Annotated in this window: 9 protein-coding genes; 6 read left to right on the forward strand and 3 right to left on the reverse strand. The window is 42.2% G+C overall.

Going from position 1 to position 13,716, the window contains the following annotated elements; translation table 11 throughout:
* Nucleotides 1-92: 92 nt before the first annotated feature.
* The 3 genes from OHT75_RS01155 to OHT75_RS01165 all read left to right on the forward strand — a co-directional run bounded on the left by OHT75_RS01155 (nt 93) and on the right by OHT75_RS01165 (nt 5,249).
* Nucleotides 93-2,063 carry an OmcA/MtrC family decaheme c-type cytochrome gene (locus OHT75_RS01155; RefSeq protein ID WP_264724539.1) on the forward strand — a complete coding sequence of 657 codons (1,971 nt, stop codon included), beginning with the start codon at nt 93-95 and terminating at the stop codon, nt 2,061-2,063.
* Between the two features lie 156 nt (nt 2,064-2,219).
* Nucleotides 2,220-3,149: a DmsE family decaheme c-type cytochrome gene (locus OHT75_RS01160; protein WP_406681940.1), complete on the forward strand. Its 930-nt coding sequence runs from the start codon at nt 2,220-2,222 to the stop codon at nt 3,147-3,149.
* Nucleotides 3,150-3,161: 12 nt separating this feature from the next.
* Nucleotides 3,162-5,249 carry an MtrB/PioB family decaheme-associated outer membrane protein gene (locus OHT75_RS01165; RefSeq protein ID WP_264724542.1) on the forward strand — a complete coding sequence of 696 codons (2,088 nt, stop codon included), beginning with the start codon at nt 3,162-3,164 and terminating at the stop codon, nt 5,247-5,249.
* A gap of 324 nt (nt 5,250-5,573) precedes the next feature.
* Here OHT75_RS01165 and OHT75_RS01170 read toward each other — a convergent pair whose 3' ends face one another.
* The gene (locus OHT75_RS01170) at nt 5,574-6,092 is read right to left on the reverse strand and encodes a tRNA-uridine aminocarboxypropyltransferase (protein WP_264724543.1); all 519 of its coding nucleotides are present in this window, start codon (nt 6,090-6,092) and stop codon (nt 5,574-5,576) included.
* Between the two features lie 332 nt (nt 6,093-6,424).
* On the opposite strand from OHT75_RS01170, the gene OHT75_RS01175 reads away from it, so the two are divergent.
* Nucleotides 6,425-6,985 carry a hypothetical protein gene (locus OHT75_RS01175; protein ID WP_264724544.1) on the forward strand — a complete coding sequence of 187 codons (561 nt, stop codon included), beginning with the start codon at nt 6,425-6,427 and terminating at the stop codon, nt 6,983-6,985.
* Nucleotides 6,986-7,076: 91 nt separating this feature from the next.
* Entirely contained in the window at nt 7,077-8,546 is a 1,470-nt protein-coding gene (locus OHT75_RS01180) for a capsule assembly Wzi family protein (protein WP_264724545.1), read from the forward strand.
* A gap of 48 nt (nt 8,547-8,594) precedes the next feature.
* On the opposite strand, the gene OHT75_RS01185 is transcribed toward OHT75_RS01180, so the two are convergent.
* Both OHT75_RS01185 and OHT75_RS01190 read right to left on the reverse strand, forming a co-directional pair.
* On the reverse strand, nt 8,595-8,936 hold the full coding sequence (locus OHT75_RS01185; RefSeq protein ID WP_264724546.1) for a hypothetical protein: 342 nt from the start codon (nt 8,934-8,936) through the stop codon (nt 8,595-8,597).
* Nucleotides 8,937-9,381: 445 nt separating this feature from the next.
* Nucleotides 9,382-12,600, reverse strand: a complete 3,219-nt coding sequence (locus tag OHT75_RS01190; protein WP_264724547.1) for a DEAD/DEAH box helicase — start codon at nt 12,598-12,600, stop codon at nt 9,382-9,384.
* 361 nt (nt 12,601-12,961) lie between these two features.
* Here OHT75_RS01190 and OHT75_RS01195 point away from each other — a divergent pair, with 361 nt between their 5' ends.
* Nucleotides 12,962-13,672, forward strand: a complete 711-nt coding sequence (locus OHT75_RS01195) for a tRNA (adenine(22)-N(1))-methyltransferase (RefSeq protein WP_264724548.1) — start codon at nt 12,962-12,964, stop codon at nt 13,670-13,672.
* The last annotated feature ends 44 nt before the right edge of the window (nt 13,673-13,716 follow it).

Raw genomic sequence — 13,716 nt, forward strand, 5'->3', positions numbered from 1 at the left:
ACATCTACTTAGCTGAATAATAAGCACCATTTAGGCGCACCTTGCAGAGGACACTGCCAGTTAAGATGATGTTTTACCTTTGCAGGGAAAATATGATGAACACAAAATACTCAAAAATTGCGTTGTTGTTAGCAACAGCAACCTCTATGACACTTGCTGGTTGTGGTGGTGATGATGGTAATCCGGGTAACCCTGGCAACCCAGGCGGAGAGCCTGCTGAAGCCATTAAAGTGCTAAATCTCGACATTACCAAAGTCACATATGAAGACGGCAAACCACACGTGGAAGTTTTCGCAACTAGCGAAGATGATTTACCCGTAATTGGTTTACAAAAATTAGAAATAAAAAAAGTGGTTCAGCTAGTACCAACCGGCGCAACGGGTGCAGGTAACAGTGCACAATGGCAGTATATTGGCGCTCAAAATGCCTTTACCGATTTAAAAAATGGTAAATACAGCTTTGTTGTTGATGTTGAAGGCTATAACCCTCAATTAACACAGCGTTATAATGTCATAGCTGCAGCATCTACTTTAGCAGATGGCAAAACCACTGTGCCTCGTACTGAATACACCGAAGATTTTAGTGGTGAAGGCTACGAAGCGCTGTACAGCAAAAACGTCGTGAGCAATGAAACCTGTAACACATGTCATGCTAAGGGCGAAAGCATCTACCACAGCTACACATCACTGCAAACCTGTACCTCTTGTCATACCAACGAAATGGCTGATGAAAAAGGAAAAGTACAAGTTGGTTTTGATCATTTAATTCATAACGTCCACAACAACAATAAAATGTATGGCCGTAACATGGATAAAAGTGCAGACGCCGCTCATGCAATAGTGCAAGACAACTGCCAAACTTGCCACGTTGAGTCTGAAGAGTTAACAGAATGGAGTAACTGGACACGTATTCCAACCATGGAAACCTGTACAAGCTGCCACACCAATATCGACTTTAAAGCCGGTCAAGGTCACTCTCAACAGCTAGACAACTCAAACTGTATCGCTTGTCATAACGCTTCTTGGACAGAAGAACTTCATACAGGTGATTTTGTTCAGAAAAAAGCTTTCATTAACCAATATGGCATGACGGCAACTTTAGTCGCCAATAAAGCTACCGATGCTGATTTATCGGCTACCCTTTCTGTCACTATCCTTAATGCAGATGGTGCAGCAACAGATGCAGCCTCTTTAATCAGCAAAATCCAACGATTAGAAACCATCACAAACGTTGGCCCTAACTTCCCCATTATGGGTTACAACAAGAGCCCTGGAAGTGGACTAGCCAAAATTGCTAAAGATCTGGTTTCTAAAGGTCAATTAGTTGATGGCGCTGCCATTGTCGATGGAAATCTTGAGTTTGTCATCCCGTCATTACCTTTTGGTAATGACGATACTGACACAGCCTTTACCTTTATTGGTTTAGAAATGTGTAACGATGGTATGCAAGCCATAGATTGTGCTGAAGGCGTTGCAACGACCGGTATGAAGGCTGAACTCGTCCACGCGACATACTCGGGTAATGCTCCTAGCTACCGCCATGTTAATTCAGTTGGCTTTAACACCTGTCAAAATTGTCACGGTGATACGTTTGAAATCCACAAAGGTCACCATGCTGGTTTTGTGATGACAGAGCAGGTTTCTCACACCAATGATGCCAACGATAAGCCTATTATCGGCGTTGATGCTTGTGTGGCATGTCACACACCTGATGGAACTTATGCATCTGGTGCTAAACAAGGTGCACTAGAAATGAAACTGCATAGTGTTCATGGCGAGCAAGGCATTATTAAAGATTGTACTCAGTGTCACAATGACTTCAATCTAGATGCATTCAAGCTTAAAGGCGCATTAGCAACTGCCGGTGGCGGAGATAGCTACACCACACCTATCACCGCAACCTGTGCCTCTTGTCATGGTTTTGAAGCAATCAAAACTCATGCGGAGGGTCAAGGCGCGGTTATTAACGGGTCTTACCAAGAAGCAAATGCTGCAGCTCAGTTAGAAACTTGTTTCTTCTGTCATGCCCCAAGCATTGAAAATCATAGCAAGATCAAAATGTAATTTGCCCATGGGAGAAGTGATTAACTTCTCCCTTTTCTTGGCAACGCGCTGATAAGTTACATAAAGCGTTTTATGGACAAATTAGGAAGTCTACTGATGAAGACAACAAATAAAACCAATTCAATTTTTGCAGGGCTATTGTCTGCCGCCGTGTTAATGGTGGGTTTGGCAATGCCTGCACATGCCGCAAAATGGGATGAGAAAATGTCGCCGGCAGAAGTCGAAGCGACATTAGATACCAAATTTGCAGAAGGCAAATATTCACCTAAAGGTGCTGACTCTTGTTTAATGTGTCACAAACGTTCAGAAAAGGTCATGGACCTATTCAAAGGCGTGCATGGGGCAATTGATTCAAGTAAAAGCCCAATGGCTGGCTTACAATGTGAAGCCTGTCACGGTCCGCAAGGTTCGCATAACAAAGGTGGCAAAGAGCCGATGATCGCTTTCGGGCCTAACTCGACACTGCCAGCTGACAAGCAAAATAGTGTTTGTATGAGTTGTCATTTAGATGACAAGCGTATGTCATGGAATACTAGCCATCACGACAATGCCGATGTGGCTTGTGCCTCTTGTCACAGTGTTCATACCGCTAAAGATCCGGTGCTGTCTAAGCAAACGGAAATGGAAGTGTGTACAAGCTGTCATACTAAACAAAAAACCGATATGAATAAGCGTTCTAGTCACCCAATGAAGTGGAATCAAATGACCTGTAGTGATTGTCATAATCCACACGGAAGCCTAGCAGATGCTGATTTAATTAAACCTAGCGTGAATGAAACCTGTTACGAGTGTCATACTGAAAAACGTGGCCCTAAACTTTGGGAACACGCGCCAGTAACAGAGAATTGTGTTAGCTGCCATAACCCACACGGTAGTGTGAATGACGGCATGTTAAAAACACGCGCGCCACAACTGTGTCAGCAATGTCATGCCAGCGATGGCCATGCTAGCAATGCCTATTTAGGCAACACAGGTATGGGCTCCAATGTTGGAGATAACGCATTTACCGGTGGCCGCAGTTGTTTAAACTGCCATAGCCAAGTGCATGGTTCAAACCATCCATCAGGTAAGCTATTACAGCGCTAGGGAGTTAACACTATGAACTATAAATTAAACTTAATCACCCTAGCCCTTCTTGCCCCCGCGAGTTTTATGGCAACGGCTGGCGGATATGGCTTAGCCAACGCTAACACTGAAAATGTGAAATTTTCAGCCTGGTCCTGTAAAGGCTGTACCGTTGAAACTGGCACTTCAGGCAGTGTTGGCATTGGCATGGGTTACAACAGCGAAGACGATATCAAGTCGGCTAATGCGTTTAAAACAGCAAATGAACTTGCTGGAAAACTCGATGCAGATATTCAATACCTCGGCGATAATGGTTATAGAGCCAATGTAGAAGCCACCGATATGGGTATGGACAATGGCCGTGCTGATATTAATGTCGGCAAGTTAGGCACTTATAACCTTAACCTTAACTATCGCTCGATTGCCAGTTATACCTCTAATACTGCCCTAACGCCTTATCTAGGCGTGGGTGGTAATAATTTGACCTTACCTGACAATTGGATCACTGCCGGTGCTAGCTCACAAATGCCCATGTTATATTCAAGTTTGAATCCATTTGAGTTATCGCTTAACCGCGAAAGAGCGGGATTGGGCATTGAATATCAAACTGAATCGCTTTTTACCACCTTTGTTAATTTTCAACGTGAAGATAAAACCGGTACTAAACAAGCTTCAGGCAGCTTTTTTAATCAGTCAATGATGCTTGCTGAGCCGGTAGATTACACAACCGATACCTTAGAAGCGGGCATTAAGTTAAAAGGTGACAATTGGTTTACTAGCTTAAATTACAATGGTTCATCATTTAAGAATGCTAATAACCAACTGAGTTATGACAACGCGTTTAACCCAACCTTTGGTGCTCAAACTCGGGGTTATATGTCACTCGACCCTGACAATGAAGCACACACAGTATCATTGATGGGACAATTCAATGACTCTGTTACAGCGGTTTCAGGACGAGTAATGGTTGGTAAAATGACCCAAGATCAAGAGTTTGTTACCTCGGGTTATGGCTATCAACTGCCTGCTGAGTCATTGGATGCAAGTGTTGATCTTACTGGGATGAACTTAAAGGCTGTGACTAAAATCAGCCGCAGCTTTAGAGTGAATGGCAGTTACAATTACAGCGATCGCCAAAACAACACTCAAGTTGAAGAATGGACCCAAATTAGTATCAACAATGTCAATGGTCAGGTGGCTTATAACACGCCATACGATCACACATCGCATAGAGCGAAACTTGGCGCAGATTACCGCATCAACTACGGTTTAAAATTAGACGGCGGTTACGAGTTTAAACGTGATGAGCGGAGTTACCAAGACCGTGAAATCACCGATGAAAACAACCTTTGGGCTCGAATCCGCGTCAACAGTTTTGAAAACTGGGACATGTGGGTTAAAGGCAGTTACGGTCAACGTGACGGCTCTGACTATGAAGTGTCTGAGTGGACATCGAAAGAGCAAAACCCATTACTGCGTAAATATTACCTTGCCGATAGAGACAGAAGTCAAGTTGAAGCACGTATCAGCCATACTCCAATTGATGAGCTCACAATCGATGTTGGTGTTCGCTACGCGCTTGATGACTACAAAAATACTGAAATCGGCTTAACTGAGTCTAAAGACACCAGCTACGATGCAAACCTTAGCTATATGCTTTCAGCAGATATGATGTTGAATGCTTTCTACAACCATCAAACCGTCAATTCAGATCAATCAGGCAGCAGCAATTTTACCACTGCAACTTGGCAAGCTGAAATTGAAGATAAGATTGATGTCATGGGAGCGGGGTTAAGTTACAACAACTTAATGGATAGTCGTTTACGTTTAGGCTTAGATTATACCTACTCTAAATCAGACAGTAATACCCAGGTTAGCCAGGGAATTACTGGTGATTACGGTGATTACTTTGCCAAAGTACATAACGTTAATTTGTTTGCACAGTATCAAGCTACTGACAAAATGGGTCTACGTTTAGACTACAAAATTGAAAAGTACTTAGATAATGATGCCGCGAACGATATCGCCCCAGACGGAATATGGAATGTGGTCGGTTTTGGCAGCAATAGCCATGACTATACAGCGCACATGATCATGTTAAGCATGAGTTACAAACTCTAACTCATTGGCTTACCCGTCCATCAAGCCGGTATCTTTGTTAAAAAGATACCGGCTTTTTTGTAAAGGTCTTGCATTACACTTCAGCTTAACATTATATTAACAATTGAATTATCTTGTGATTGAAAATTGGGCATAGGGAACTTGCCCAGTTTTATTTCAAGCGCTGTAATTTCTGCCTTGAGTATATTCCTATGGTTATAAATCACTGAGCATTCTAGCTGGTGAAATACGCAATTTCGACAATGAATTTTAGATTGTAGAATAATGACTTATCATTAAAACCTGCCTTGTTACCCTGCTTTTTTCTTGGCTATTTCTGACCACTTATTGACTGTGATTGCTATTAAAACATTGCCACTTACGCATTAATTTGTTCGTCAATTGCATTTGATCTGAATAGCTCAATAACAAGCCAACGCATTCTGCGGTGCAGAGCCCGCCGTCTATTTGGTTCCTTCTTAGCCGAAAACTGGACTTCATCGAATGAGATAAACTCACCTTTGTCAGTGCACGTAAGTAAACACTGCGATTGTATATTTTGCGGGCTTCTTGCCATGTGGCATCAATAATAATTAAGTATTCAAATTCAGCCAATGCCGCTTTATTACTTTCGTCGATACAAACCTGTCTTGGCTGGCCTCCCACCTCCTTTTCATCGGTCTCTGATTCAGGAAATAACAAGCCAACTTTCGTTTGTTCAATCAAGCTTAATAATGTCTCATCGGGGTTAACTCTATCCCATATGACTTGTCTTGCCGCTAATCCCATCACATCAAGCACTAGTTGACCAGTATTAGACTTTCTGTCGAGTTCCCGTTGATGTGTCAGTAAAATTATCTTCATTTAATCCTATCTGAGCCATTTTTAGAAATGAGTTGTGCAGATGCTTGTCGCCATGGGCTTCAAAACCATGCTTTAAGATGACGTCATTCTATATCAATAACCGGTAACGCTAAACAATTGCACGTCACATGCAAAATATGCATGTTTCACAAAACAACACAAAAGTTGAATGATTGTAACATTCGCATGATTCACTGGGCGATTTTGTAAGCGGAGTGTTAGTAACGCGCCATTAGATGATTTTTCAATCTGATTTATCAGATTACTTAGTTAAAATCATCACCCAATTTCAGCTTGGTATTTTGATTTTCTCATACGTTAAAGGTGCCTAAATGCATACCATTTCAACTCAAGGTTTATCTGTTATTGCAAATGCACATTCAAGTGCTGACAAGCTTACTCAAAAAATAGCGCGTACAGAAAGCCAACCTCAAGATACAGCCCAGCCAAAGCGCTTGCTTAATCCGACAACAGATATCTCTAGCACGGTGTCAATTAGTCCTCAAGCTCGCGCTTTACAGGCGACAGAACAATCTAAGGTGTATTCTAAAGTACAATCCACCTCCAATGTGGATATAAATGCTAAGGCGTCTGCTGAAAACTCAATTGAAACCACAAAACCTGTGCCAATTAAATATAATGAAAAACTAGACAATTATGTGCAGTTCAAGAAAGCCCAAATGAAATATCAAATCTATGCTGATATGATCAATATTTCTTCTGGCAATAGTGGCTCAATTAAACCTGCAACGGCATATTATTTATCTAACAATGAAGATGCGCGAGCATTTACGGTAAATAGCATGACTCGTAACCATCAGGTTGCTATGCTAAATACCTATGCTGAAACAACTAAATCAGCTCAAAACCAATTTATCAATACCAAGACATAGTCATCGGCCCATCGATATGAGCACGCCATTTATTATCGCAATTTCACTCTCATATCGTGGCTAAAACATCAAAGTTCAATTAGGAAAATCAATGAAGTTATTACCATTGGCAGGGATCGCTGTGCTATCAAGCTTTAGCACTCAAGCAGCTTGGTGGATAGAACCAACCGATCTCTCTTTACGCGCCGACATTCAACTCTTATCAGATAATGGCATCATAATTCAGCCGATCACTACCTACCCATTAATGTGGGCAGGAATTAAAAGTGATCTTGATAACTCCGATATCGCCTCATTAACCGGCGTGCAAGCCGATGCCTATCAAAGAATTATTGCCGCTTATCAAAAAGATCATCAAGGCCTGAACATCTCTACCGGTTTTAATGGTGCAAATGATCGTGCTCGCTTTATCGGTTTTGGCAATGATTACCGTGACAAGGCTGAAGCTGAGGTAAAGGTGGAAGTCACCCAAGATTGGTTTAGTGGCCGACTGGCGGCCAGCTATCATCACGACTCGATTGATGGCAACCGCAGCCGCTTAGATGACAGCTTTGCCGCCGTCATGCTAGGTAATTGGATGGTCTTTGCGGGCGCGGTCCAAAAGTATTGGGGCCCCAGTTGGGATACAGGCTTAATCCAAACTAATAATGCGCGACCATTACCCGGTATCACCCTTTCCAGAAATAATAGCCAAGCATTCGATACCCCTTGGTTAAGCTGGGCTGGCCCTTGGACATTTACCACCAGCTTCAGTCAAATGGAAAGCGAACGCTACGTTGCTAATGCTCGCCATTGGGGCGCTAGAGGAACACTGCGCCCAATATCAAAACTTGAAATTGGTGCATCTTGGACCATGCAATGGGGCGGCGATGGCTACGGTAATAGCCTATCAGACTGGTGGGATGGTTTATTCAACGGTGGCATGAATGAAGGTGAAATAGAAAACGGCCAAGAAAACATGTTGGCAGGTTATGACTTCAGATGGTCTGATACTGCCTTTGGTATTCCCTACGGTGTGTATTATGAGCGTACCCATGAAGATTATCATAATGGTAAAAATAAACTGATCAATGCCGCTAACATGGGCGGAGTTGATTTTTATATCGCGCAGCTGTCAACGCGCTTTTTTCTCGAATACGCAGATACCAAGGTTGCTTGCGGTATAGACCCTCAAATATACAACTGTCTCTATGAACATGGATTTTACCAGTCTGGTTATCGCTATTACGGAAGAAGTTTAGGTAGCACTTATGACAATGACTCTGAAACCTTCGTTGTTGGGGCTATCACCCAGCTGGATAATCAGCAAACCCTAAGCACTAAATTACGTTGGTTAAGGTTAAATGTCGATGGCTCAGACAGTAACCCACAGGTTGGTGGCAATCCTGTTTCACCAGGAAGATATGAACGAGTGTATCAACTCGATACCAGCTATCATCGCCCATTATTTGCCGGAAAACTGAAACTGGGTGGCACGATTGGTTACAGTGAGTACCCACAAACATTGGATAGTAGCCAATGGGAAACAACGGTTTATGCCGGCTGGCAACGAGATTTTTAAGCGAAATGTTATGATGTTATCTTGCCTGCACCCAGTGCAGGCAAGATTTTAGTGCTGTAAACGCTCATCAATAAAAGTGCACCATGCATCGGTGTTTCGCTTAGGCACGCTCAGATCGCCTCTTAAACCTAACTTAAATTCAATCACGCTTTGCCACTCATCACTGCCTAAATCAGGGCCGTGGCCTTGACCATCGTCAGAGCGTAATTGTTTTTCAACCTGCTGATACCAATCATCAGAGCAATTAATCACTATCGGCTGCTGACTCTGTACATCTAGGACTTCTGGATGGGGTTGTGCGTTATCACACCCACTCAAGAACAAAGATATTGTAAACAGCAAGCCACATGGCCAAGCCGCGTTAAGTAACGCACTCATTAATTTTTGCATATTGTGCTCCAATCAACCGCATACTTGTAACCGAATCAAATATGCATGATGACATTTTTAAACATCTCAACTCGATTAAAAGATGAGATAAGCAGGTTTCATTTTGCACTTGGCACATTAGCATCGTAATAAATAACGGCTCATGCTAGCTTTTGCACATACTCGATAACAGCGTTAATTTTTAGCTTTAAAATAAAGACTTATCATAAAAATCTGCCTTGTTATATGCATTTTCTTCGCTATTTCTGAACCTGTATTTACTGTGATTAATATTAATGCAAACGTTGCTTCGTGAGAAACCGTCCAATTTAGCTTTGTGTGTCACTCTGACAGCTAAAGCAAAATTATAATTAAGCCACTTATCGACGTTACAACTGAGCTATCGACATTCACACTGGGTATTAAAGCTTGTAACACAAATGATGCTTAACAACTTGCGTTAAAGCTAGCTCAACAAGGCTAATAGGTCATCGGCACTGCCTTTCCATGGGCCTTGTTGTCCATCAGACAAAATCGCATCGGCTAAACCTTGCTTATGCTGCTGCATCGCCTGAATTTTCTCTTCAACGGTGCCCTCTGCAATAAGCTTATAGACAAATACCGGATTTTGCTGACCAATACGATATGCCCGATCTGTTGCCTGACGCTCAGCAGCAGGATTCCACCAAGGGTCATAATGTATGACAGTATCTGCTGCCGTTAAGTTCAGTCCAGTACCACCGGCTTTCAAACTAATTAAAAACACCGCATTTTCGCCCTCTTGAAAGGCATCAATTTGGCTTTGACGCTGTTTTGTTTGTCCCGTTAACTTACTGAATGGAATACCTAACACATTAAGCTCTTGCTCGATAAGCGTCAGCATTGAAGTAAACTGACTGAAAATAAGCACTTTTCGGCCTTCTTCTAGCATTTCGGGCAAGTTTTGCACCAACCAGTTTAACTTGGCATTATCAGTCACTTTCTGTGCTTGCTCAAGCTTGACCAATCGTGGATCACAACAGGCTTGGCGCAGTTTAAGCAGCGCATCTAAAAACTCAATATGACTGCTCGACACGCCTTTTTTAGCAAATAATTCGCGCAGTTTTTTCTCCATCACCAAGCGAATGGATTCGTATAAATTACGTTGACCTTTTTCTAATTCAAGCGATTGGATAATTTCGGTTTTTTCGGGTAATTCGGCCACAACTTGTTTTTTGGTGCGTCTTAGCATGAACGGCGAAATACGTTGATTTAGCTGCATTGATTTCTCAAAATCGGCTTGTTTTTCAATCGGACCACGAAATTCTTTATTAAAATAAGTGTTCTGGCCCAATAACCCCGGCAAACAGAAATCCATTAGCGACTTTAATTCACCTAAATGGTTCTCTAACGGGGTGCCGGACAAACACAATCTAAAGCGCGCTTTCAAGGTTTTAATCACTTGAGTGACTTTCGCCTGAGCATTTTTAATTTGCTGGGCTTCATCTAATATTATGTGCTCAAAAACATGCTCATGGTATATGTCTTCATCCCGCATGATCAGTGGATAGGTTGTTACTATTACATCGTACTCTTCAAGCTTAGCTAACCATTGATGACGTTGACTACCGTGTATCACAATAACTTTAAGGCTTGGGGTAAATTTTTCGGCTTCTTTTTGCCAGTTACCCACTAAACTTGTTGGGCAAATAATTAAACTGGGTTTGCGCTCACTGGCCTGCGTTTGTTGTTTTACATACAATAAAAAAGCTAACGCCTGAATAGTTTTACCTAGCCCCATATCATCGGCCAAAATCCCACCCAACTGATACTCTTTCAAAAAACACAGCCAATCCACGCCCTGTTTTTGATAATCACGCAGCGTCGCATTGAGGCCATCAGGCAAAGTGATAGGAGTGATCCCCTTAAAAGAAGCTAATTTACTGGCGAGTAATCGCACCCGCTCACCATTCAGTAACCGCACTTCACTGGCACTTAGATCATTCAACAAATGCGCTCGATTGCGGGGAATTTGAATCGAATCGGATGAATGACGATTAAACAATTCTTGAATAACAGAAATAAGCGGTTTAATCGACTTCGCTTTAATCTTGATAAAACGGCCATTATCGCTAGGTAATATCAGCTCTTGTTCATCATCGGGTTCGCCATGCTGTTGTAACCAGCGAGCGACCAATGCCAATAACGAAATACGTTGGCCATCAATATCGGCATTTAATGACAATGAAAACCAGCCAGACTCATCTTCATCATCTAAATCCACATCCAGTTCGGCATCGATGATATTAAGGTCAAAATCACTATCAAAACGCACCACAAACCCACGCTCAATAAGATCATCCACGCCTTCGGTAGAAAAATCAGACCATGCAATAATGGCATCGGGCAATAAGCCTTGAGTTAAAAAGAAGCGTTGTGCTTGGCTCATGTCCACCAATTCACTGGCTACCCGAGTCAGTCCCAGTTTGATCAAAATAGCTAACTGTTGTTGCTCAACATCCGCTTGACGATGAACCTGATACTGCACGTTGCCCTTTTTCAGTAAACTGATGCGCTCAAATTGTTCATTGGCATCAAAACGGACATCGCCATAGCAAAACTCAACACGTATTGCCGGTTGCTTACTAAGGCTATCACTGCGATTAATCAGGCCGAATGTCAGGCGAGTTTCTAGCGCCTGATTAATTTCTTTAAATTCAATTTCATTAGGAATAGGCACTATTTTCGATGGAAAATGCCTTAACAGTGCATGGCTGATGGTATCCAGTTTGGTTTTGGGTACAGGGGGCATTTTTTGTAAAAGACTTAAACGCCCTACCGAAAGATCGGTATCGATTCGCCCTAACTTTAAATAATCCAACTCGATAAATAAGGGGGGCTCGGTGGCAATAAACTCCCAATTTTCAAGCCCTGGCAGGGTCATTTGCATCTGCGTATGGTTTTTATCCATATCCGCCCAAATGAATTCAGGCACCACTGCGGCGCACTCGATAAGAGGAAAGCGATTATCTTCCCAAAATGCCACCTTTGCCTGCATCATTTTCATTAATGCTAAATAGCCAATTTCACCCTCTAAATAAATTTTGTTTCCCTGCAAATTATTAGCAAATAGTAGCCCAATAATTTGTTTATCCTCTGGGCCTATCCACCACGGAAGATACACACGCAAGTCACCAATGGCTTGTTTGCTGCCACGATTATATAAACCTTTTTTATTCAGCTTGCTACTTTTTAACTCTACATACACACCTTGAGGATCGCTTGATAGACAATAAATAATTCTATCCGGTACTGAGTCATCATTTTGTTTATTTTGGGTATTATCTAATTGGGTCAGCTGAGTTAACCATTGAGAAATCCGCTGCTCTTCTACCGGTTTATTGTCTATCAATGCTAACAGCGCCGCGGCAACATGTTTACAATCTCGTCTAACAGGGCAAGTACAGTAAGAACGCATAATCACTTTGTGATTCACATTAACTAAACTGATATCTTGGCGGTAGGGATCTTCTGCTGCGCCTTGAGTGTAGGCCTCAATATTATGATTATCTTGGCTAGCGGTAACCTCTAACACTCGCCCTTGGATCAAGTAGTTTTGAGCTTTTTGCATTTGCGTGGCAGTAAACAACTTAGCCAATAAGTCATGAGATAGCTTGATAGGAAGGTTAAACAGTTTAGCCGACATTCATTACATCCAAGTGCGCCGCTGACAATTATCAAAATAGCAGCAAAAAAGTTAACTTATCATTTTATGGAAGATTCAAAGCAATATCTATAACTATCGCCATTTTATCCCCTAGGGCGCGTTTATCTTTGTTGATAAATTATGCAGTAAGCTATTTTTTGCCAGGCAATTAAAAATGAACGCTGTTTAGCCCGTTCAATAATGAATTTGCGGGCAGAATGGCTGGGAAATCGCCAAAGCCCTTCGGTTGAGACTAAACCAAGATAAACACGCCCTAGCGATATGCGCTTATTATGGTTAAAATTCCACAGCTTTGATTAACAACATCCACTTTGCCTGCTTTATCACTCAATTAGGCCTTATGAAACTCAGTCACCGTTTATCCCATATTGTCAAAATGATTCCCCCACAATATGAGCATATTTGGGATTGCTGCTGCGATCATGGGCTATTAGGCGCACAGATACTGGATCAAAAACTCTCCACAACAACCCACTTTGTGGATATCGTCCCCGAACTGATGCAGCAAGTGGAACACAAACTGCAATTGTTTTACCCACTGAACACCGACACCCCACCTCACTGGCAAGTGCATTGTATTGATGTGGCACAATTGCCATTACATCAATATCAAGGTCGACAACTGGTGATCATTGCGGGTGTGGGTGGGGACTTAATGCTGCAAATGGTTCAACAATTGATGAACGCGCATCCATCATTGAGCTTAGATTTTTTACTTTGCCCAGTACATCACGTGGCAAAGCTCAGAGCCATGCTCAATGCTAGTTATTGTCAATTGCTTGATGAGCAACTTATCTGCGACAACATGCGTTATTATGAGTTGCTTTACATTAGTAGGCCTGCAGCGGATCAGATAAACCTCACAACAGATCCATTAATCAGCTTATTTGGCAATAAAATTTGGCAAACTGACTGTGCTGAACAATCGCTAATTATCAAAGGTTATCTGAACAAGTTGTTGACCCATTATAAAAAAGCAGCCAAGAGTATATCGGCGGTGGATATCAGCGTGATTGAAGGCTATCAACACATTGCCGACAGCCTTGCGTAAAGGGCTAGTATTAAATGGTTAGTTTTAATGTATACCATTTAAAA

This window comes from Shewanella subflava, assembly GCF_025971955.1.
Classification (GTDB): Bacteria; Pseudomonadota; Gammaproteobacteria; order Enterobacterales; family Shewanellaceae; genus Shewanella; species Shewanella subflava.